Source organism: Streptomyces luteolifulvus (genome assembly GCF_008806595.1).
GTDB lineage: Bacteria > Actinomycetota > Actinomycetes > Streptomycetales > Streptomycetaceae > Streptomyces > Streptomyces luteolifulvus.
Window position 1 is genome coordinate 22,558 of sequence record NZ_VZRB01000010.1, and the last position, 18,924, is coordinate 41,481.

Genomic DNA, 18,924 nt, shown 5'->3' on the forward strand with positions numbered 1-18,924 from the left:
CGTCTCACGCCGTCTCGCCTGCGAACTCCCGGTCTCGAAACTCTGTGGACGGGGCATGGTCGGGATTTTGGGCGGCCTGGCACCCGTACGGAACCTTCCGCGCCGGGCCCGCGTCTTCCCGCGCGACCGCCACCGCATGCCCAGGAGAACAGACCGTGGCTGACAAGGACGTTGGGCAGACCGACGGGCGGGGTTACGCCCCGGGGCCCTGGTGGGCGGATCTCGGGACGTGGGGCGCTGTCGCACTGATCGTCTTCGGGGGTCTCGCGGCAGCATGGGTCTATTTCCGGCTGCCCGGCACCCCAGAGGAGCTGGCGTCCGGCTACCACGGCGCCGCTAAGGTCATCGCCATCGGCCTGGTGACTGTGGGATGCACCTTGCTGGGCCGCCGTCCCACCCGGGCCGCAGCCATCGAGGAGACGCGCGAGCGGGAACGCGCCTGACGCCACCGGCCGGTGAGCATGGCCCGACCCGCATGGCCGGCACCCTCAACGCCGACGCAACCATCGCCTGCGACTCGAACGTGCACGACGGCGAAGGCGGCTACCGGCCCTTCTTGCGCGCCACCCTCACCAAGACCAAGTAAGCCCGAGGGCTGCCCGGCGCGCCCGCGCGCCTTCGTGAACCATCGGGCTGCGTGCCGCGCCATCCTGATGCGGGGCCCGTGCCGGCTGGGCGCTGTGCGAGGGAGAGCAGGGGGCGGATGACGGGTGAAGCGATCGGTGTCGGGCTGTCCGTGTTGGCGGGCCTGGTGTGTCTGTGGGCCGGTGTGCGGGAGGCACGGCTGCAGGTGCGGCTGAGCCGGTGCGGGGTGCACGCCGAGGGGGTGGTGGTGGACCAGGAGCAGTCGTCGTCGGACGAACCGTGGACCCCCGTCATCGCGTTCACTGACCGGCAGGGCCGACCCGTCAGGTTCCAGCCCGTCGCGACGGGGACGGGGCTCGGCCTGGACCTCGGAACCCATGTGCCGGTCGTCTACCTGCCCGAACAGCCGGAGAGCGCAAGGGTGTTCACCCGGAAGCACCGCAGATCGTCGGTGGTCCTTCCGTGGGCCGGAGGCGTGCTCTTCCTCGGCGTCGCGGTCTGGGCTGCGCTCACCCGCTGAGCTGGGGCACGGCTGCTGAAGTCAGCTTGCGATGCGGGACTCCATGACGTACGCGCCGGTGTCAGGAGCATCCAGATCACCTCGACGGGCTTGCCGTCTTCAGTGGGTGCGGTGCGGTAGATCTCCACCACGGGGGTCCCCCCGCAAGGTGCAGGTACGAGACTGCAGCCTGCGCTGGCTCACCCTCGACGGCTCCCGGCGACGGCACCGCGGTGTGGGAGTCACGGATGGGCGTGCCGCCGTGGTCCGGGGACCTTCCGCCTCACCACGTAGGGCGCGTCTTGGAGACGTGTCACGCAGCCTGCCCCTCGGGTGGCTCTAGGTACCGGACGCCATCTGTTGTCAGGGCGTGTAGAGGTACAGCGTTCCTGCGCGATGCCTCAAGCGTGCCGGTTTGCGCGCTGAGTGCCCCCTCATCGGTGCTGGCGCACAGTGCAGCCGAGTTGCCATCTTGGGTGGCAGACAACCTACACAAGGTTGGTAAATAGGGGGACAAGGTGCCACAACCGAACGATGCGGAACTCACGCGACTGGTCGCCTGCTCTGCCGGTACCGAAATACCGGACGACGAACCCAACACGGGTAGCCCGGGGGGCGCCCCAGCAGCCAGCTTCACCCTCCTTCTGGAGGCGGTGGCAGGCAGTGCGATCGGCAACAACGCTGCTCCGTACATCCTGGATCTTGTCTGCATCGACGAGACCCTGGCAGCACCGAACAGCACCATGAGCGTTCCGGGGGTAGCGCAGGCATTCAACGGCGCGTCCGGCTGGACTCTCGCCGGGGGAAACTTCATCAAGACTGAGTCGTTCAGCATTCCGGTGCCCGCCGGCGTTGCGGGCCACGTTTTCCACTACATCGCGACGTTGGTCGACCAGGCTGGTCAAGTCGTGTCGTTCATCCACAGCCCACCCTTCATTCTGGTCTGACGTTCAGTGAGGGTGTGAGCTCGGCATGGCGCCACTGGCCTGGGGAAAGTGCCGGTGGCGCCATCGCTGTCGATCCGTAGGGATGGTTGCAGAGCTGACCCGCGACGGAGCAGCGTCGGCACGTGGCCGACCGTCGACCTGGTGTCCAGTGCTCCCCGTGCGGCCGTCCGCTCAACACGCCCCCACTCAGGGCACACTGACCCCATGTCCACTCGTCGCAGGCGTTGTCCCGAATGTCGTCGGGAGATTGCTGTCGTTGCCGGGCGGTTTGCTCGGCATGATCCGCCCGGGGCACGGGAGAGTGGGGAACTCGTTTCTTGTCCCGGATCGCGCAGGTATGCGGAACTCGGGGCCGCCCAGCCGTCGTTGGACGGGTACGTGGTGCCCGAGTTTCCCGGGCAGCTGTCTCTCTTCCAGCTCCCCTCTTCCTCTTAGATGCCCACTTCCTTCTAGGTCCCGACTGCCTCAGTTCCCCGCCACCGACTTCACCGCCACCGACACCGGTGTCGAACCGCCGATCAGCTCCAGGGTCAGGCCCGCCGTCGCCGGAGTGTCCAGCAACTCCGCCAGTACCGCGGCCACGTCGTCGCGCGGGACGGGTCCGCGGCCCGTGTGTGCCTCCAGGCGTACGAGACCGGTACCGGCCTCGTTCGTCAGTGAGCCGGGGCGCAGGATCGTCCAGTCGAGGGCGGCCAGGCTGCGGACGTAGTCGTCGGCCTCGCCCTTGGCGCGCAGGTACACGTCGAAGACCTCGTCCCCCTTGTGCGCGGCATCCGCGGCCATGGAGGACACGACCACGTGACGTCGTACACCCGCGCGGACCGCCGCGTCCGCGAACAGGACCGCCGCACCCCGGTCCACCGTGTCCTTGCGGGCCGTGCCGCTGCCCGGGCCCGCGCCCGCCGCGAAGACTGCCGCGTCGGCGCCGTGCAGATGTGCCGCGACTTCCTCCACCGAGGCCGACTCCAGGTCCAGGAGTACTGGTTCGGCACCGGATTCCCGCAGGTCGTCGCCCTGTTCGGCGCTGCGGATGAGCCCCGCGACCTCATATCCGCGCGCGGCGAGCAGCCGCTCCAGCCGCAGCGCGATCTGACCATGACCACCAGCGATGACAATGCGCATGTTCTCGACCGTACGCCCGGGCGGCCTCCTGCGCCGCATACACCGCATGACCTGGGTGGGTTCAATCCCACGCCTCGCCCCGCCCCTGCCGGGGCAGCCCCAGTTCCACCGCCGCCGCCGAGTTGCAGTACTCCCGCACCGCACTCGTCCGCGCCACCACCCGGCCCTGGTGCACCACGATCCTGCTGTACGCCAGGGACAGTGCACCCGCCAGCCGGTCCCCGCGCACCGCGAGAAGATCGGCCGGAAAGCCCGCCTCCACCCGCACCTCGGGCAGCCCCAGAACCGTCCGCGCCGACGAACTCACGGCGTCGTAGGCGTCCTCAGGCCGCAGCCCGTAGCGGGACGACAGCAGATACGCCGCCTCCAAGGGGTCTCCGCGGCCCACCGGGTTCGACACGTCGCGCAGGGCGCCGCTGCCGGCGGCCACCTTGACGCCCGCCGCACGCAGCAGCCGTACCGGAGCCGTGCCCCGCCGGTCGACGCCCGCGCAGCCGCCCTGCGGCAGACACACGACCGCCACCCCGGCCGCCGCTAGCTGGTCCGCGGTCCGTGACGCCACATCGGCGGGCAGCCGTCCGAGGCCGCCGCACGGGCCGAGCGTCAAGCCGGGACGCAGCCCGCCGGCCATCGCCGCGATCCGGGCGATACGGGCCGGGTCGGTGGCGTCGGTGTGCAGATCGACGGGGCAGCCGTGCGCGGAGGCGACCTCCAGGAGGGTTTCCACATAGCCCGTCGGATCGGGGTCCACATCCGGACAGCCGCCCACGACAGAGGCGCCCATGCTCACCGCGTCCCGGAGCATCGCGAGCCCGTCGGCCCCGGCCACCCCGGTCAGCATCCTCGGCATCGCCACCGCCGTCAGCTCGGTGAGCCCGCGCAGCGAGCGCCGTGCCCGCAGTACGGCGCTCAGGGCGCCGAGCCCCTGGACGTCGCCCACGCGCACGTGTGCCCGCAGCGCCGTCGTGCCGTGCCCGAGCTGGAGCAGGGCGGCCTCGGTGGCCCGGCGCTGGACGTCCTGGGGCTCGTACGAGACCGGGCCGCCTCCGTCGACGTCGGCCGAGAACGCGGTGTCACCGTGGATGTGCGGTTCCGCCGGGGCCGGCAGGAGCAGATAGCCGGTGAGGTCGACGCGCGTGCCGCAGCCGTATGCCCCGCCCGCCGCCAGGCTGCCGGCCGTCCCGACCGCCTCGATGCGCCCTCCGCCCAGCCGTACGTCCACCCTCCGGCCGTCGGTGAGCCTCGCCCCGCACAACACAAGGCCGGCCGGATCGGCCGGCCATGACGAGCACATCTCCGGGGGCGAAGCAGCAGGCCTTGAGCCGGGCGAGGGCCGCGAGTCCGATGCAGACGACGGTCCGGACGCGGCCCGTGGGTCCGAAGCAGACGACGAGCCGGGCGACGGCCGTGAATCCGCTGAAGGCGCCGAGTCCGGCGACGACGATGAGCCCGAACGAGCCGATGAGCCCGAAGGTGACGATGAGCCCGAAGGCGACGATGAGCCCGAAGAGGAGGACCACGGCGGTGGCGGCTGGCTGTCGGGCATCGCGCTCCAGGGGCTCGGGCACTGCGCACTAGGGGGACGCAAGATCACACAGAGTGAGTCGAGCCTAGGGTGACGACCCGTCCGCTTCGGGGAGGAGCGCAATAGTCGTACCAGTGTGGTGCTGCTGCCTCGCGGGCCGCGGGAGAGGCGCCGGGGGCGCCCGGGAGGGCGGTGGAACGGGGCCGGGCTGCGGGCCCGAAACGGATTTGGGTGAACGGCGGCCGAGCGTGTAATGTCTTCATCGCTCGCCCCAATAGCTCAGTCGGCAGAGCGTCTCCATGGTAAGGAGAAGGTCTACGGTTCGATTCCGTATTGGGGCTCTGGTGTGTGAGGTTCCCGTCGCGAGGCGGGGCCCGATCGCATCACAGCGGTGTAGCTCAGTCGGTAGAGCAAGCGGCTCATAATCGCTGTGTCACCGGTTCAAGTCCGGTCACCGCTACTGACAGTAGCCGATTGCGGGGTCGGTCCTTCGATCGGCTACTCTTTCTTGCGTTAAACACATCTATCCGTTCGTCAAGGAGCACTCACGTGGCTGCCACCGACGTCCGCCCGAAGATCACGCTGGCCTGCGTGGAGTGCAAGGAGCGGAACTACATCACCAAGAAGAACCGGCGTAACAACCCGGACCGTCTTGAGATGAAGAAGCACTGCCCGCGTTGCAACGCGCACACCGCGCACCGCGAGACGCGATAAATCAGGCTCGTAGGCGAGGCCGCCCCCGTTCTCGGGGGGCGGCCTCGCGTCGTTTCGGTCCCGGTTACCGACCGGTTCCGGCCGACTACAGGTCCCGTACAGGACGACCAGGTCCACTGCAGGCAGCAACCCGCAGCAGACATCACGCAGACATCAGGAGGTGCCGGGCCATGGCGCTCGACCAGTCCTTCGTGGGGCGGGCCTATCCGCCCACCGACCCCTATGAAGTGGGCCGGGAGAAGATCCGTGAGTTCGCGGAGGCGGTGGGGGACGCCAATCCCGCGTACACGGACCCGGAAGCCGCCAAGGCGCTCGGACACCCCGATGTCATCGCGCCGCCGACCTTCGTCTTCGCGATCAGCTTCAAGGCCGCGGGGCAGGTCGTCGAGGACCCGCAGCTCGGCCTGGACTACAGCCGCGTGGTGCACGGCGACCAGAAGTTCGCCTACACCCGGCCGGTGCGCGCCGGCGACCGGCTCACGGTCACCTCGACCATCGAGGCCATCAAGTCCCTGGCCGGCAACGACATCCTGGACATTCGCGGCGAGGTCCACGACGAGGCGGGCGAGCACGTGGTGACCGCCTGGACCAAGCTCGTGGCCCGCGCGGCCGAGGAGGCGTGAGGATCCGATGACGGCGAAGATCGCGTACGACGATGTCGAGCCCGGCACCGAGCTGCCCGCGCAGACGTTCTCCGTGACCCGGGCCACCCTCGTCCAGTACGCGGGTGCCTCCGGCGACTTCAACCCGATCCACTGGAACGAGAAGTTCGCCAAGGAGGTCGGGCTGCCGGACGTCATCGCGCACGGCATGTTCACCATGGCCGAGGCGATCCGCGTGGTCACCGACTGGGTCGGCGACCCGGGCGCGGTCGTCGAGTACGGCGTCCGCTTCACCAAGCCCGTCGTTGTCCCGAACGACGACCAGGGCGCCACGATCGAGGTCAGCGGCAAGATCGCGGCCAAGCTCGACGACAACACGGTCCGCGTGGACCTCACGGCGACCAGCGCCGGGCAGAAGGTGCTGGGGATGTCGCGGGCGGTCGTACGGCTGGCCTGACGGGATGTGGGCGGGGGTGTAAGGGGCGTTGTCCATTGCGGCGCGCCCCTTACTTGATCGCGGCCCCCTATCTGTAGCAACGGTCGATCCGCGGCAGACGTTCCGTGGGACTCCGGTCCGTCGCACGGCACCCCTTGACTAAGTTAGTGATTGAGTACTAACTTATCTTCATGGTCAGGATGAGCGCAGAAGAGCGACGCGAGAGCGTCATCCGTGCGGCGACGACTGAGTTCGCCCGCGGTGGCTACTACGGCACGTCGACCGAGGCGATCGCCAAGCGCGTCGGCGTCTCGCAGCCGTATCTCTTCCGGCTCTTCCCGGGCAAGAAGGCGATCTTCCTCGCGACGGCCCAGCGGTGTGTGGAGGACACCATCCGCACGTTCGCGGAGGCCTCCGAGGGGCTCGAAGGGGAAGAGGCCCTGCATGCGATGGCGAACGCGTACACCAACGTCATCGCGGAGCGGCCCGAGCGTCTGATGATGCAGATGCAGATGTACGTGGCAGTGGGCGCCGCCGAGCAGGCCGGTGACCACGAGTTCGGCGAGGCCGTGCGGGCCGGCTGGATGCGGCTGTGGGACAGCGTCCATCTACCCCTGGGTGCCGACGTCGAGGAGACGACGACCTTCATGGCGTACGGCATGCTCATCAACTGCCTGGTGGCCATGGGATTCCCGCCCGAACACCGGGTCTGGGAGGGGCTCTACCCGTCGGCGCGGGCCAAGGGCCGACTGGAGGCGTAGGGCGCAAGAGAAATAAACGGAACAAGAGGAGAGAAAGAGGAGAGGGGAAGGCGAAAGCCCCGCACTCTTCGTCTTCAGCGCCCTTCCATGCCCGCGAAAGTTAGTCAGCAATAACTAACCCGAAATATCGATCACCAAGCCAACGATCACGATCACCCGCTGGGGGAGCGATGTCACAGCAGACCGAACGTCGCGGGGGAGCCGTCTGGGCCCTCGTCATCACCAGCGTCGCCGGATTCATGGCGGCCCTCGACAATCTCGTCGTCACCACCGCCCTGCCCTCCATCCGCAAGGACCTCGGCGGAGCGCTGGACGACCTGGAATGGACCGTGAGCGCCTACACGCTCACCTTCGCCGTCCTGCTGATGTTCGGCGCGGCGCTCGGCGACCGGTTCGGCAGGCGCCGGCTCTTCCTCGTCGGGCTCACCGTCTTCACCGGCGCGTCCGCCGCCGCGGCCATGGCGTCCGGCATCGACACCCTCATCGCCGCCCGCGCGGTCCAGGGCGTCGGCGCGGCGATCATGATGCCGCTGACGCTCACCCTGCTGACTGCCGCCGTGCCCGCCGCCAAGCGCGGGATGGCGTACGGCATCTGGGGCGCCGTCAACGGACTTGCCGTGGCCTCCGGGCCGCTCATCGGCGGCAGCCTCACCGAACACGTGTCATGGCACTGGATCTTCTGGCTGAACGTTCCGCTGGGCGTGGCCCTGCTGCCGCTGGCCCGTCTGCGCCTGGCCGAGTCGTACGGCACCGGCGCCCCGCTCGACGTTCCCGGCACCCTGCTCGCCAGCGGCGGCCTCTTCGGCATCGTCTACGGCCTGGTCCGCAGCCCCGTCGACGGCTGGACCAGCCCCCTGGTCCTGACCGGTCTGTTCGCAGGGACCGCAATGCTCGCCGGGTTCGTCCTCTACAGCACCCGCGCCAAGAACCCGATGCTGCCCATGCGGCTGTTCCGCTCCCGCGCCTTCTCCGGCATCAACGCCGCGAGTCTGCTGATGTTCCTCGGGATGTTCGGATCGATCTTCCTGCTCAGCCAGTACATGCAGGGCGTGCTCGGCTACTCGCCCACCGAGGCGGGCCTGCGCATGCTGCCCTGGACCGGTATGCCGATGCTCGTCGCGCCGATCGCGGGCAGCCTCTCCGACCGCATCGGCGGCCGCCCCGTCGTCGCCGCCGGCCTCTTCCTGCAGGCCGCCGGCCTCGGCTACATGGCGTACGCGGCCACGGCCGACGCCTCCTACGCCAGCCAGCTGCCCGGCCTGATCATCAGCGGCGTCGGCATGGCGCTGTACTTCGCTCCCGCGGCCAACCTCGTGATGTCCAGCGTCCTCCCCAAGGAACAGGGCATAGCCTCCGGCGCCAACAACGCCCTGCGCGAGGTGGGCGGCGCGCTCGGCATCGCGGTCATGGCCTCGATCTTCTCCGCCCAGGGCGGCTACGAGAGCGGGCAGGCGTTCGTCGACGGCCTGCAGCCCGCGCTGGTCACCGGCGCCGCGGTGGTCGCGGTGGCCGGAATCGCGGCCCTCCTGATCCCGTCCCGGCGACGCGACCCCGAGATTGTGAGCGAGGCCGGGCAGGAGTCCGCCCGGATCGCCGAAACCGTCGCCGGCTGACATCCGATACGGAACGAGAGGAGCTCGTCATGCCCACGCTTCCCTGGACCGTGCCGAACACCCCGCCCCGAGGCACCGACGTCCACGTCTTCGCCTCCCGCTTCGAGACCCGCACCCTGTGGGGAGCGCTCCGCTTCCTCGCCCGCACGCCCGGTGTGTGGCGGCAGGTGACCGGGGCGCCCGGGGCCTACGGCGCCAGCCTGAAGGCGCAGCCGTTGCGGCGGACCTTCTGGACCCTGTCCGCCTGGGAGTCGCCCGAGGCACTCAAGGCCTTCGCCCGCACGGGCACCCACGCGCCCACCTCCCAGGGCCTGGCACCGCAGATGCGGGACGCGAAGTTCACCACCTGGACGACGACGAGCGACAGCCTTCCGGTGGACTGGAGCGAGGCGATCCGGCGCCTGACGTGAGTGCGAGCACCGCGGCCACACGCGCGTGGAGCGGAGAAGCCTGGCACGCGCGTGTGGACAGGAGAAAGGGCTCGGCCCATGGCCGGGCCGTTCGCCTGTGGGCAGGGCTGTCGGTGGCGTCTCGTACTCTTGGGCGCGTGCAGGAACTCCACGACGCCCCCCTCGCCCCGCTGACCACCTTCCGGCTGGGCGGCCCCGCCACCAGGCTGGTCACCGCCACGACCGACGCCGAGGTGATCGCCGCCGTCCGTGAGGCCGACGACAGCGGCACGCCCCTGCTGCTCATCGGCGGCGGCTCCAACCTGGTCATCGGCGACAAGGGCTTCGCGGGCACCGCGCTCCTCATCGCCACCAAGGGCTTCGCCCTCGACGGCACCCGCCTGGAGCTGGCCGCCGGCGAGGTGTGGACCGACGCCGTCGCCCGCACCGTGGAGGCGGGACTCGCCGGCGTCGAATGCCTCGCCGGCATCCCGGGCTCGGCCGGCGCGACCCCCATCCAGAACGTCGGGGCGTACGGCCAGGAGGTCTCGACGACCATCACCGAGGTGGTCGCCTACGACCGTGTCACGCGCGAGACGGTCACCATCCCGAACGCCGAGTGCGCCTTCTCCTACCGCCACAGCCGCTTCAAGGCCGACCCCGAGCGGTTCGTCGTACTGCGCGTCCGCTTCGAACTGGAGGACGCGGGCGGCCTGTCGGGGCCGCTCCGGTACGCCGAGACGGCCCGCGCTCTCGGCGTCGAACCCGGGGACCGCGTACCTGTCGAGAAAGCCCGCGAGACCGTGCTCAAGCTGCGCTCCGGGAAGGGCATGGTCCTCGACCCCGAGGACCACGACACCTGGTCGGCAGGGTCCTTCTTCACCAACCCGATCCTCACCGAGGAGGAGTTCGCCGCGTTCCACGCGCGCGTGCGCGAGCGCCTCGGCGAGGGCGTGGAACCGCCCGCCTACCCGGCGGGGCAGGGCCACACCAAGACCTCCGCGGCCTGGCTGATCGACAAGGCGGGCTTCACCAAGGGCTACGGCAGCGGCCCCGCCCGTATCTCCGGCAAGCACACCCTCGCCCTCACCAACCGCGGCGGCGCGACCACGGAGGACCTGCTGGCGCTGGCCCGCGAAGTCGTCGCCGGGGTCCGCGAGGCCTTCGGGATCACCCTGGTCAACGAGCCGGTGACGGTCGGCGTCAGCCTCTAGGCCCGAGAACTCCGGCCCCGGAAGACCGCGAACCTCGAAGCCCCGTAGACGCCCGGCCCGCCTACCCGGCCAGCCAGTCGTCGATCCCCGACAGCAGCTTCGCCCTGGTGTCCTCCGGCGCCGCCGACGCCCGTACCGACTGCCGGGCCACCTCCGCGAGCTCCGCGTCCGTGAAGGCGTGATGGCGCCGGGCGATCTCGTACTGGGCCGCCAGACGCGAGCCGAACAGCAGCGGGTCGTCGGCGCCGAGGGCCATCGGCACGCCCGCCTCGAACAGCGTCCGCAGAGGAACGTCCGCCGGCTTCGCGTAGACGCCCAGCGCCACGTTCGAGGCCGGGCACACCTCGCAGGTCACACCCCGGTCCGCCAGCCGCTTCAGCAGCCGCGGGTCCTCCGCCGCCCGCACCCCGTGGCCCACCCGGTGCGCGTACAGGTCGTCCAGACAGTCACGCACCGAAGCCGGGCCGGTCAGCTCGCCGCCGTGCGGCGCCGACAGCAGGCCGCCGTCGCGGGCGATGGCGAAGGCCCGGTCGAAGTCCCTTGCCATGCCCCGGCGTTCGTCGTTCGACAGACCGAAGCCCACCACACCCCGGTCCGCGTACCGCACCGCGAGCCGGGCCAGCGTGCGCGCGTCCAGCGGGTGCTTCATCCGGTTCGCGGCGACCAGCACCCGCATCCCCAGCCCCGTCTCCCGCACCGCCGTGTCGACCGCGTCCAGGATGATCTCCAGCGCGGGGATCAGACCGCCCAGACGAGGGGCGTACGACGTCGGGTCCACCTGGATCTCCAGCCAGCCCGAGCCGTCCTTCAGATCCTCCTCGGCCGCCTCCCGCACCAGCCGCTGGATGTCCTCGGGCTCCCGCAGGCACGAGCGCGCCGCGTCGTACAGGCGCTGGAAGCGGAACCAGCCCCGCTCGTCCGTCGCCCGCAGCTTCGGCGGCTCCCCGCTGATCAGTGCTTCGGTCAGCGTCTCGGGCAGCCGTACGCCGTACTTGTCGGCCAGCTCCAGCACGGTGGTGGGCCGCATCGATCCGGTGAAGTGCAGATGCAGATGGGCTTTCGGCAGCTCAGAGACATCACGTACACGCTCCATTCCGGAATCCTGCCGTACGTCCCCGCCGTCCCGGTACCGCTTTCCCCATGAGTGGTCTTGCTCGCACAAACAAACGGGGGCCTCCTCCCGGATTCGGGAGGAGGCCCCATCGAGAAGGCCGGGGACGTCAGTCCCGCGCCTCCGCCAGCAGCTTCTGGATCCGGCTCACGCCCTCGACGAGGTCCTCGTCACCGAGCGCGTACGACAGCCGCAGATAGCCCGGCGTGCCGAAGGCCTCACCGGGAACGACCGCGACCTCCGCCTCCTCCAGGATCAGCGCGGCCAGCTCCACGGTGTTCTGCGGACGCTTGCCGCGGATCTCCTTGCCGATCAGCGCCTTCACCGAGGGGTAGGCGTAGAACGCGCCCTCGGGCTCCGGGCAGAGCACACCGTCGATCTCGTTGAGCATCCGCACGATGGTCCTGCGGCGCCGGTCGAAGGCCTCACGCATCGTCGCGACCGCCTCAAGGTCGCCGGAGACCGCCGCGAGGGCCGCCACCTGTGCGACGTTCGACACGTTCGACGTCGCGTGCGACTGGAGGTTCGTCGCCGCCTTGACGACGTCCTTCGGGCCGATGATCCAGCCGACGCGCCAGCCCGTCATCGCGTACGTCTTCGCGACACCGTTGACCACGATGCACTTGTCGCGCAGTTCCGGCAGCAGCGCGGGCAGCGAGGTGAACGTGGCATCGCCGTAGACCAGGTGCTCGTAGATCTCGTCCGTCATCACCCACAGGCCGTGCTCCAGGGCCCAGCGGCCGATCGCCTCGGCGTCCTCGGCGCTGTAGACCGCGCCGGTCGGGTTGGAGGGGGAGACGAAGAGCACGACCTTCGTGTTCTCGGTGCGGGCCGCCTCCAGCTGCTCCACGGAGACCCGGTAGCCGGTCGTCTCGTCCGCGACGACGTCCACGGGAACGCCGCCCGCGAGGCGGATCGACTCCGGGTACGTCGTCCAGTACGGCGCCGGGACGATGACCTCGTCGCCCGGGTCGAGGATCGCGGCGAAGGCCTCGTAGATCGCCTGCTTGCCGCCGTTGGTCACCAGGATCTGCGAGACGTCGGGCTCGTAGCCGGAGTCGCGCAGCGTCTTCGCGGCGATCGCGGCCTTCAGCTCGGGCAGACCACCGGCCGGGGTGTAGCGGTGGTACTTCGGGTTCTTGCAGGCCTCGATCGCGGCCTCGACGATGTAGTCCGGGGTCGGGAAGTCCGGCTCACCGGCGCCGAAGCCGATCACCGGACGCCCGGCGGCCTTGAGGGCCTTGGCCTTGGCGTCCACGGCGAGGGTGGCGGACTCGGAGATCGCGCCGACTCGGGCGGAGACCCGGCGCTCGGTGGGAGGGGTTGCAGCGCTCATACGACCCATGGTTTCAGACCGGAAACCAGCCCGGCACGCGGGTTTCACGGACTGAACAACGACAGAACAACCGTCCGTATCCGACCCCCGTGCTGGGCGATCTTCCGCGGGCAAAGTCCCTACGGGCGCTTTCTGTTCGACCAACGGCCCAGGAACACGTACACTCTCACCTCGTTGGCCTTCAGCAGGCCGCACCCGACCGGTGTACACCGAGCACCCGGCCGGATGCGGTACGTTGGGGGGCATACAAAGGGTCGTAGCTCAATTGGTAGAGCACTGGTCTCCAAAACCAGCGGTTGGGGGTTCAAGTCCCTCCGGCCCTGCTACACACTCCTTCGCCAGGATGTGTGCACATGTACGTACAGCATCGCATCGCCGTGCGGCTCGGACCGGGCGCGGCACGGAAACGACCCGGAATCAGGTGAGGACGAGTGACGGACGCCGTGGGCTCCATCGACATGCCTGATGCCCAGGATGAGGCGCCGGAGTCCAAGAAGAAGACCCGCAAGGGCGGCAAGCGTGCCAAGAGGGGCCCGCTGAAGCGTCTTGCCCTCTTCTATCGCCAGGTCGTCGCGGAGCTCCGCAAGGTCGTCTGGCCGACGCGCAGCCAGCTGACGACATACACGACCGTGGTGATCGTCTTCGTGGCCATCATGATCGGCCTGGTGACCGTGATTGACTATGGGCTCGACCACGCCGCCAAGTACGTCTTCGGCTGAACCAGAAGCGAAGGGCGCCGGTGACGGCGCCCCTTTCGCGTGTTCCACCCCCATGTATCCAGGAAGAAGCAGCCACCGTGTCTGACCCGAACCTGAACGAGGCCGTCGAGCCGGACGAGTCCGTGGATGACGAACTCGACATCGTCGAGGGCGCGGACGAGGTGGACGAGTTCGAGGCTGCGGAAGCCGAACTGGGTGAGCCCGCCGAGGAGAGCGCCCTGCACGTCGAGGACGAGTCCGGCGAGGACGTCGACGGCGAGGCCGCGGACCAGGCCGTCTCCGACGAGGCGGAGGAGGCCGAGCCCGTCGACCCCATCGCCGCCCTGCGCGAGGAACTGCGCACCCTGCCCGGCGAGTGGTACGTCATCCACACCTACGCCGGTTACGAGAACCGCGTGAAGACCAACCTCGAACAGCGTGCCGTCTCGCTGAACGTCGAGGACTACATCTTCCAGGCCGAGGTGCCGCAGGAAGAGGTCGTCCAGATCAAGAACGGCGACCGCAAGACCATCCGTCAGAACAAGCTCCCCGGCTACGTCCTGGTGCGCATGGACCTGACGAACGAGTCCTGGGGCGTCGTCCGCAACACGCCCGGCGTCACCGGCTTCGTCGGCAATGCCTACGACCCCTACCCGCTGACCCTGGACGAGATCGTCAAGATGCTCGCCCCGGAGGCCGAGGAGAAGGCAGCCCGCGAGGCCGCCGAGGCCGAGGGCAAGCCGGCCCCGCAGCGCAAGGTCGAGGTCCAGGTGCTGGACTTCGAGGTGGGCGACTCGGTCACCGTCACCGACGGCCCGTTCGCCACGCTCCAGGCGACCATCAACGAGATCAACCCCGACTCGAAGAAGGTCAAGGGCCTGGTGGAGATCTTCGGCCGCGAGACGCCGGTCGAGCTGTCGTTCGACCAGATCCAGAAGAACTAGGTCCGAGAAGAACCATTTCCTTCTGGACCGACCGCTTCCGCGCAGGTCAGGCAGGCTCCAGCAGCCGGTCTGACCTGCTCGGTTTTTGGCCGCGCATCCATACCCGTTATCGTTGTGCGGTATGCCTGCGTCCGGGTGGTCCCCGCGCGCAGGCAGGACCCGAATCGAAAGGACCCGGAGAGCAATGCCTCCCAAGAAGAAGAAGGTCACGGGGCTCATCAAGCTCCAGATCCAGGCCGGCGCCGCCAACCCGGCCCCGCCGGTCGGCCCCGCGCTGGGTCAGCACGGCGTGAACATCATGGAGTTCTGCAAGGCCTACAACGCCGCGACCGAGTCGCAGCGTGGCTGGGTGATCCCGGTGGAGATCACGGTCTACGAGGACCGTTCCTTCACCTTCATCACCAAGACGCCGCCGGCCGCCAAGATGATCCTCAAGGCCGCGGGCATCGAGAAGGGCTCCGGCGAGCCGCACAAGACCAAGGTCGCCAAGATCACCGAGGCGCAGGTCCGCGAGATCGCCCAGACCAAGCTCCCCGACCTCAACGCCAACGACCTGGACGCCGCCGCGAAGATCATCGCCGGTACCGCGCGTTCCATGGGCGTCACGGTCGAGGGCTGAGCCCCACCCCCCAGCAGAAGAAGTGGCAGGGCCTGCTCGGCCCGTACCACGACTCCTCAAGAACACACAGGAGCAGTAGTGAGCAAGCGCAGCAAGTCCCTTCGGGCTGCGGACGCCAAGGTCGACCGGGAGAAGCTCTACGCCCCGCTCGAGGCCGTCCGTCTCGCCAAGGAGACCTCCACGACCAAGTTCGACGGCACCGTCGAGGTCGCCTTCCGTCTGGGTGTCGACCCGCGCAAGGCCGACCAGATGGTCCGTGGCACCGTGAACCTGCCGCACGGCACCGGCAAGACTGCCCGGGTCCTGGTCTTCGCGACCGGTGACCGTGCTGCGGCCGCGGAGGCCGCGGGCGCCGACATCGTCGGCTCCGACGAGCTGATCGACGAGGTGTCGAAGGGCCGCCTGGACTTCGACGCCGTCGTCGCCACCCCGGACCTCATGGGCAAGGTCGGCCGCCTCGGCCGTGTGCTCGGTCCCCGTGGTCTCATGCCGAACCCCAAGACCGGCACCGTGACCCCGGACGTCGTCAAGGCTGTCAACGACATCAAGGGCGGCAAGATCGAGTTCCGCGTCGACAAGCACTCGAACCTGCACTTCATCATCGGCAAGGCGTCCTTCGACGACACCAAGCTGGTGGAGAACTACGCCGCGGCGCTGGAGGAGATCAACCGCCTCAAGCCGTCCGCCGCGAAGGGCCGCTACATCAAGAAGGCCGCCATCAGCACCACGATGGGCCCCGGCATCCCGGTCGACCCGAACCGCACCCGCAACCTCCTCGTCGAGGAGGACCCGGCCGCGGTCTGAGTCTGACGGCTCGCCACATCCGGTCACGGGCCCCGCAACCTTCGAGGTGCGGGGCCCGTCCCCTATTTCGGTACGTGTGTGTCAGTGCCCTCCGCTAGCGTGCGGGGCACAGGATTCGCATAGGGGTGGGACGAATGAAGAGCACGACCGTGCGCCGGATGGCCCTCTCGATCGCCGCGGTGACCGCGCTGGCGGGGGTGGCGGCCTGCAGCTCCACCGACTCCGGGGGCTCCTCCAAGAGCTCCCGCAAGGACGACAGGACGTCCACGCGCCTCAGCCCGATAGCCGCGCTGCGCACCGCCGAGAAGTCCACCGACGCCGCCGACTCCGCCAAGGTCGAGTCGACCACCACCATGGGCTCGCTGATGTCCATGACGGCCGACGGCGCCCTCGGCTGGGGCGACGGCATCACCGGCACCATGACCATCACCTACACCGGCGGCACGATGGCCGACACGATGCGTCAGCTCGGGACCACATCGATGGAGGCCCGCTATCTGCCGGACGCCTACTACGCCAGGATGGGCGAGAAGTTCGCCGCGCAGGCGGGCGGCAAGCACTGGATCCGGTACGGGTACGACGACCTCGCGGACCTCGGCGGCAGCTCCGGCGCCTACCTCAAGGACCAGATGCAGAACACGACCCCGAACCAGTCGGTGAAGCTGCTGCTGGCCTCCGGGGACGTGAAGAAGGTCGGCGAGGAGAAGGTGCGCGGGGTGGACACCACGCACTACTCGGGCACCGTCGATGTCGCGGACCTCGCGGCGAAGAACTCCAGCCTCAGCGAGAGCCAGCTGGCCGGCCTCCGCAAGCAGCTGGAGCAGGCGGGCGTCACCACACAGACCGTCGACATCTGGGTGAACGACCAGAACCTGCTGGTCAAGAAGGTCGAGAAGGGCAAGATGACGAACGGCGAACTCACCCAGACGGCCTACTACAGCGACTACGGCGTGAAGGTCTCCGCCGAGAAGCCCCCCGCCGGTGACACCGAGGACTTCAAGGCGCTGCTGAAGAAGCAGGGCGGCACGGGCACGATCTCCTGAGGCCCATGGGGCTGTTGGCGCCCATGTGACGCAGGGGACTCGTGGGGCCCATGGAATTCGGGAGCCCGTTCGAGACTCCTGGGATAGGCTTCGCGGCATTGCCTGTGTAACAGCCATGCATTCCTTGGGGGGAATCAATGGAGACTTCTGTACGTGGTTCCGCGCGCCGTCGGGCGGCGGGCGCCGGCCTCGCCGCCCTGATCGTCGCCGCGGGCGCGGTGGGCTGTTCCAAGAGCGCCGACGAGCAGGCGCCCGAGATGGAGCCGGCCGCCGCCGTCGCCAAGGCCGCGAAGAACGCCGACGACATCACGTCCTTCCGCTACAAGCTCACCGGGAAGGTGCCCGAGCAGGGCCGGGTGCGCGGTGAGGCGTCGATGAGCGTCAAGCCGCTGGCCATGAGCATGAAAATGACGGCCCTGGACCAGTCCACCGACAACCAGGTGGAGATCCGGCTCGTCGACAAGGCGATGTACATCGGCGGTGGCGCCGCGGCCGCCAAGGAGATGGACGGCAAGAGCTGGATCAAGTTCGACATGTCCGCGCTCGGCGCCGGCAAGGACATGAACTCCGGCCAGTTCGGGGCCGGCCAGGCCGACCAGAACCCGGCGACCGAGTCCACCTTCCTCACCGGTTCCAAGGACATCAAGAAGGTCGGCACCGAGACCGTCGACGGGGTGCAGACCACCCATTACAAGGGCACCGTCTCCCTCGAAGACCTCCAGGCCTCCCTCAAGGACGAGGACAAGGCCACCCGCGAGAAGCGGGAGAAGAGCATCAAGGTGTACGAGAAGATGGGCGTCGACGCGCTCACGATGGACATGTGGATCGACGGCGACGACCACACCAAGCAGTTCCGGATGCAGGGCGACGCCGACAAGGGCCCGCTGGACATGACCATCACCTTCCTGGACATCAACAAGCCGGTCACGGTCACCGCCCCGCCGGCGAAGGACACGGCGGACCTGGCGGAGATGATGAAGGGCATGGAGGGCTAGAGCGGGCTGGGGCCCGTAGGGCGGATCAGGTCGCCGGGAGAGCTGCGGCATCTGATCAGTGCAGGTGAGCGGGGCAGGCTGCGTCCGGCCGCAAGGCGGAGGAGGGCGTGCCCTGCCGCGCGCCCGCGTCTTGATCCGCCGGGCGGCCTCCAGCACCGTACGAGCGGATTTGCCTGTCGGCGATCCGGTCCCGTACTCTCCTACGGAAGCCAAAGACCGCTGGTCGTTGCCGTGCGCTCGCAAGAGGGCGCGGTGGCCGAAGGATCCGCTGAACCGCGGACGACCCGCGCAGGTGACTGTGGAAGTGCTCCTGAGAGTTCGCTGCTCGCGCGGCGAATGCCCGGTCGAGCTACGCCCCGCGCGCCTGCGCCGGGGCGTTTCGTTTACCCAGCCCCTTCCGAGCGGTCCTCATCACCCGGAAGGAGGCCGACGCTCTATGGCAAGGCCCGACAAGGCTGCCGCGGTAGCCGAGCTCGCGGAGCAGTTCCGCAGCTCGAACGCCGCCGTGCTGACCGAGTACCGGGGTCTCACCGTGGCGCAGCTCAAGACGCTGCGTCGTTCGCTCGGTGAGAACGCCCAGTACGCCGTGGTGAAGAACACGCTGACCAAGATTGCGGCCAACGAGGCCGGGATCACGACGCTCGACGACCTGTTCAACGGTCCGACGGCGGTCGCCTTCGTCACCGGTGACCCGGTGGAGTCGGCGAAGGGTCTTCGTGACTTCGCCAAGGACAACCCGAACCTCGTCATCAAGGGCGGTGTCCTTGACGGCAAGGCGCTGTCCGCCGACGAGATCAAGAAGCTTGCGGACCTCGAGTCCCGCGAGGTTCTGCTCTCCAAGCTGGCGGGTGCCTTCAAGGGCAAGCAGTCCCAGGCTGCTTCGCTCTTCCAGGCGCTTCCCTCGAAGTTCGTCCGCACCGTGGACGCCCTTCGCGCCAAGCAGGACGAGCAGGGCGGTGCCGAGTAA

23 protein-coding genes and 3 tRNA genes are annotated in these 18,924 nt (G+C 69.0%); 22 read left to right on the forward strand and 4 right to left on the reverse strand.

Annotation, left to right across the window (positions count from 1 at the left end):
- Positions 1-155 precede the first annotated feature (155 nt).
- The 4 genes from F7R91_RS16395 to F7R91_RS42750 all read left to right on the forward strand — a co-directional run bounded on the left by F7R91_RS16395 (position 156) and on the right by F7R91_RS42750 (position 2,466).
- A complete protein-coding gene (locus F7R91_RS16395) occupies positions 156-443 on the forward strand; it encodes a hypothetical protein (RefSeq protein ID WP_150949481.1) in 288 nt (95 codons plus the stop codon).
- A 260-nt stretch (positions 444-703) separates the two neighbouring features.
- Positions 704-1,105, forward strand: coding sequence for a DUF3592 domain-containing protein (locus F7R91_RS16400; RefSeq protein ID WP_150949483.1), 402 nt, complete (start codon positions 704-706; stop codon positions 1,103-1,105).
- Positions 1,106-1,602: 497 nt separating this feature from the next.
- Positions 1,603-2,031: a hypothetical protein gene (locus F7R91_RS16405; protein WP_150949485.1), complete on the forward strand. Its 429-nt coding sequence runs from the start codon at positions 1,603-1,605 to the stop codon at positions 2,029-2,031.
- Between the two features lie 204 nt (positions 2,032-2,235).
- Positions 2,236-2,466, forward strand: a complete 231-nt coding sequence (locus F7R91_RS42750) for a hypothetical protein (protein WP_150949487.1) — start codon at positions 2,236-2,238, stop codon at positions 2,464-2,466.
- A gap of 30 nt (positions 2,467-2,496) precedes the next feature.
- On the opposite strand, the gene F7R91_RS16415 is transcribed toward F7R91_RS42750, so the two are convergent.
- Positions 2,497-3,153, reverse strand: coding sequence for an SDR family oxidoreductase (locus F7R91_RS16415; protein ID WP_150949489.1), 657 nt, complete (start codon positions 3,151-3,153; stop codon positions 2,497-2,499).
- 61 nt (positions 3,154-3,214) lie between these two features.
- Positions 3,215-4,447, reverse strand: coding sequence for an amidohydrolase family protein (locus F7R91_RS16420; RefSeq protein ID WP_150949491.1), 1,233 nt, complete (start codon positions 4,445-4,447; stop codon positions 3,215-3,217).
- Between F7R91_RS16420 and F7R91_RS42055 the strand changes: the two genes are divergently transcribed.
- The 10 genes from F7R91_RS42055 (at position 4,389) to F7R91_RS16465 (ending at position 10,407) form a co-directional block, all read left to right on the forward strand.
- Positions 4,389-4,772, forward strand: a complete 384-nt coding sequence (locus F7R91_RS42055) for a hypothetical protein (RefSeq protein WP_191971531.1) — start codon at positions 4,389-4,391, stop codon at positions 4,770-4,772. The two genes, F7R91_RS16420 and F7R91_RS42055, sit on opposite strands and share 59 nt — an antisense overlap.
- A gap of 174 nt (positions 4,773-4,946) precedes the next feature.
- Positions 4,947-5,019: transfer RNA gene (locus tag F7R91_RS16425), tRNA-Thr, on the forward strand.
- 46 nt (positions 5,020-5,065) lie between these two features.
- Positions 5,066-5,138, forward strand: a tRNA-Met gene (locus F7R91_RS16430).
- Positions 5,139-5,227: 89 nt separating this feature from the next.
- Positions 5,228-5,392, forward strand: a complete 165-nt coding sequence (gene rpmG, locus F7R91_RS16435; RefSeq protein WP_003948671.1) for a 50S ribosomal protein L33 — start codon at positions 5,228-5,230, stop codon at positions 5,390-5,392.
- A gap of 170 nt (positions 5,393-5,562) precedes the next feature.
- Positions 5,563-6,015 carry a MaoC family dehydratase N-terminal domain-containing protein gene (locus tag F7R91_RS16440; RefSeq protein ID WP_150949495.1) on the forward strand — a complete coding sequence of 151 codons (453 nt, stop codon included), beginning with the start codon at positions 5,563-5,565 and terminating at the stop codon, positions 6,013-6,015.
- Positions 6,016-6,022: 7 nt separating this feature from the next.
- Complete coding sequence (locus F7R91_RS16445; protein ID WP_150949496.1) at positions 6,023-6,451, forward strand: MaoC family dehydratase; 429 nt, start codon at positions 6,023-6,025, stop codon at positions 6,449-6,451.
- 170 nt (positions 6,452-6,621) lie between these two features.
- Entirely contained in the window at positions 6,622-7,191 is a 570-nt protein-coding gene (locus tag F7R91_RS16450; protein ID WP_191971516.1) for a TetR/AcrR family transcriptional regulator, read from the forward strand.
- A gap of 170 nt (positions 7,192-7,361) precedes the next feature.
- Positions 7,362-8,804 (forward strand): MFS transporter, encoded by a 1,443-nt coding sequence (locus F7R91_RS16455; protein WP_150949500.1) that lies wholly within the window; start codon positions 7,362-7,364, stop codon positions 8,802-8,804.
- Positions 8,805-8,833: 29 nt separating this feature from the next.
- Complete coding sequence (locus F7R91_RS16460; protein WP_150949502.1) at positions 8,834-9,214, forward strand: DUF3291 domain-containing protein; 381 nt, start codon at positions 8,834-8,836, stop codon at positions 9,212-9,214.
- A gap of 137 nt (positions 9,215-9,351) precedes the next feature.
- Positions 9,352-10,407 carry a UDP-N-acetylmuramate dehydrogenase gene (locus F7R91_RS16465; RefSeq protein ID WP_150949503.1) on the forward strand — a complete coding sequence of 352 codons (1,056 nt, stop codon included), beginning with the start codon at positions 9,352-9,354 and terminating at the stop codon, positions 10,405-10,407.
- A 61-nt stretch (positions 10,408-10,468) separates the two neighbouring features.
- Here the strand turns inward: F7R91_RS16465 and F7R91_RS16470 are convergent, their stop codons facing one another.
- Positions 10,469-11,500, reverse strand: a complete 1,032-nt coding sequence (locus F7R91_RS16470) for an adenosine deaminase (RefSeq protein WP_150949505.1) — start codon at positions 11,498-11,500, stop codon at positions 10,469-10,471.
- A gap of 127 nt (positions 11,501-11,627) precedes the next feature.
- The gene (locus F7R91_RS16475) at positions 11,628-12,854 is read right to left on the reverse strand and encodes a pyridoxal phosphate-dependent aminotransferase (protein WP_150949507.1); all 1,227 of its coding nucleotides are present in this window, start codon (positions 12,852-12,854) and stop codon (positions 11,628-11,630) included.
- 250 nt (positions 12,855-13,104) lie between these two features.
- Between F7R91_RS16475 and F7R91_RS16480 the strand changes: the two genes are divergently transcribed.
- From F7R91_RS16480 to rplJ, 8 genes are all read left to right on the forward strand, one after another.
- A tRNA-Trp gene (locus tag F7R91_RS16480) sits at positions 13,105-13,177 on the forward strand.
- Positions 13,178-13,285: 108 nt separating this feature from the next.
- Entirely contained in the window at positions 13,286-13,573 is a 288-nt protein-coding gene (gene secE / locus F7R91_RS16485) for a preprotein translocase subunit SecE (protein ID WP_150949508.1), read from the forward strand.
- 77 nt (positions 13,574-13,650) lie between these two features.
- Positions 13,651-14,496 carry a transcription termination/antitermination protein NusG gene (nusG, locus tag F7R91_RS16490; protein WP_150949510.1) on the forward strand — a complete coding sequence of 282 codons (846 nt, stop codon included), beginning with the start codon at positions 13,651-13,653 and terminating at the stop codon, positions 14,494-14,496.
- Between the two features lie 184 nt (positions 14,497-14,680).
- Positions 14,681-15,115, forward strand: a complete 435-nt coding sequence (rplK, locus tag F7R91_RS16495; RefSeq protein ID WP_003998857.1) for a 50S ribosomal protein L11 — start codon at positions 14,681-14,683, stop codon at positions 15,113-15,115.
- A 78-nt stretch (positions 15,116-15,193) separates the two neighbouring features.
- Positions 15,194-15,919, forward strand: coding sequence for a 50S ribosomal protein L1 (gene rplA / locus F7R91_RS16500; RefSeq protein ID WP_150949512.1), 726 nt, complete (start codon positions 15,194-15,196; stop codon positions 15,917-15,919).
- Between the two features lie 134 nt (positions 15,920-16,053).
- The gene (locus F7R91_RS16505) at positions 16,054-16,962 is read left to right on the forward strand and encodes a LolA-like protein (RefSeq protein WP_150949514.1); all 909 of its coding nucleotides are present in this window, start codon (positions 16,054-16,056) and stop codon (positions 16,960-16,962) included.
- A gap of 137 nt (positions 16,963-17,099) precedes the next feature.
- Positions 17,100-17,957: a DUF1396 domain-containing protein gene (locus tag F7R91_RS16510; RefSeq protein WP_150949516.1), complete on the forward strand. Its 858-nt coding sequence runs from the start codon at positions 17,100-17,102 to the stop codon at positions 17,955-17,957.
- Between the two features lie 436 nt (positions 17,958-18,393).
- Complete coding sequence (gene rplJ, locus F7R91_RS16515; RefSeq protein WP_150949518.1) at positions 18,394-18,924, forward strand: 50S ribosomal protein L10; 531 nt, start codon at positions 18,394-18,396, stop codon at positions 18,922-18,924.